The organism is Vibrio sp. MED222 (genome assembly GCF_000153005.1).
Taxonomy (GTDB): Bacteria; Pseudomonadota; Gammaproteobacteria; order Enterobacterales; family Vibrionaceae; genus Vibrio; species Vibrio tasmaniensis_A.
In genome coordinates this window covers 692,925-694,572 of the sequence record NZ_CH902608.1, presented here as the reverse complement: position 1 = coordinate 694,572, position 1,648 = coordinate 692,925, and the positions used below count along the sequence as shown (strand labels likewise).

The 1,648-nt window shown below is 41.5% G+C and carries 1 protein-coding gene and 7 tRNA genes; all 8 read left to right on the top strand.

Annotated elements, in window-relative coordinates; all coding sequences use genetic code 11:
* On the top strand, positions 1–363 hold a 363-nt coding region (locus MED222_RS07470; RefSeq protein WP_009847712.1), incomplete at its 5' end, for a transglycosylase SLT domain-containing protein.
* A 103-nt stretch (positions 364–466) separates the two neighbouring features.
* Positions 467–542: transfer RNA gene (locus MED222_RS07475), tRNA-Phe, on the top strand.
* 74 nt (positions 543–616) lie between these two features.
* Positions 617–692: transfer RNA gene (locus MED222_RS07480), tRNA-Thr, on the top strand.
* A gap of 7 nt (positions 693–699) precedes the next feature.
* Positions 700–775, top strand: a tRNA-Phe gene (locus MED222_RS07485).
* Between the two features lie 56 nt (positions 776–831).
* Positions 832–907: transfer RNA gene (locus MED222_RS07490), tRNA-Asn, on the top strand.
* A 71-nt stretch (positions 908–978) separates the two neighbouring features.
* Positions 979–1,054: transfer RNA gene (locus tag MED222_RS07495), tRNA-Thr, on the top strand.
* Between the two features lie 7 nt (positions 1,055–1,061).
* Positions 1,062–1,137, top strand: a tRNA-Phe gene (locus MED222_RS07500).
* Positions 1,138–1,193: 56 nt separating this feature from the next.
* Positions 1,194–1,269: transfer RNA gene (locus MED222_RS07505), tRNA-Asn, on the top strand.
* Positions 1,270–1,648 lie beyond the last annotated feature (379 nt).

Here is a 1,648-nt window from a genome sequence, read left to right as displayed (position 1 = left end):
CGAGATGTCTTTAAGCTCGTTAAAAAGAAACCTGGAGAACCAAGTCCTGAGTACTTATTCAATCCAGAAAACAACATTGATGCAGGCACCGCATACTTTTACATCCTTAAAAATCGTTATTTAAAAGACGTAAAACACCCAACCACGCTTGAGTACAGTATGATCTCTGCATACAACGGCGGCACTGGTGGCGTGCTCAATACTTTCAGTAAGGATAGAAAGCGAGCAATGCGTGACTTAAATTCATTGCAACCGAGTCAAGCTTACTGGGCACTAACAAAGAAACATCCCAATAAAGAGTCGCGCCGATACTTAGAGAAAGTAACAAAATTCAAGAAAGATTTTAACCAAGGTAAAACGTAAGCCTCACTTTTGAATAAAAAAACAACTAACGAACGTTTTTTTTAGTTATTTTCAAAAAAGGTGTTGACGGTTATGCAGAAAATCCGTTTAATAGCGCTCCGTTGCCCGGATAGCTCAGTCGGTAGAGCAGAGGATTGAAAATCCTCGTGTCGGTGGTTCGATTCCGCCTCCGGGCACCACAATTTGATTTGTTGGTGTCAACACTCTTTAACAGGGAGTAGCAACACGGACAAAAGCATAAAGAATTTAGTGTGCCGACTTAGCTCAGTAGGTAGAGCAACTGACTTGTAATCAGTAGGTCACCAGTTCGACTCCGGTAGTCGGCACCATTCTTTTGCCTCGATAGCTCAGTCGGTAGAGCAGCGGATTGAAAATCCGCGTGTCGGTGGTTCGATTCCGCCTCGAGGCACCATTATTTGGTACTTAACAAATAATGGTCTTTAGAGACCTGATGTTGAGACAAGTAATTCCCCTTTAGTTCAGTTGGTAGAACGGCGGACTGTTAATCCGTATGTCGCAAGTTCAAGTCTTGCAAGGGGAGCCATTTTCAAGAACTTCATTTTATATGAGGTTTTAAATTAGAGAGTTTACTCTCTAAAGCAAAGAATTTAGTGTGCCGACTTAGCTCAGTAGGTAGAGCAACTGACTTGTAATCAGTAGGTCACCAGTTCGACTCCGGTAGTCGGCACCATTCTTTTGCCTCGATAGCTCAGTCGGTAGAGCAGCGGATTGAAAATCCGCGTGTCGGTGGTTCGATTCCGCCTCGAGGCACCATTATTTGCTTCTTAACAAATAGTGGTCTTTATAGATCTGATGTTGAGACAAGTAATTCCCCTTTAGTTCAGTTGGTAGAACGGCGGACTGTTAATCCGTATGTCGCAAGTTCAAGTCTTGCAAGGGGAGCCACATTCAAGAAAGCCAAGTCGAGAGACTTGGCTTTTTTTCGTTTGAATAAAAGTTAACGCCATTCAATAACACATCAGTTCAACATTAAATCTTGATCTTCGAGTAAATAGACTACATTCGCCACCCCCAATAGAGTAATTGCTCTTACCTCTGTTTATTCATTTGACAGCGAAAAATGTTCTTTTGGGGACTTTTTTTTCTTCGTAAATTTAATCTTCATCATGTTTTGATACCTTTCTGATACCTGCACTACACGACTTAGCTTAAGATTCGTGAATGATACACCATACTTATTATTAGATCGCTGCACGGGGAAATATGAAATTAAAAACGCAAGCTTATTTATTATCAGGCATCATTTTGATTGCCTTGCTCGCAC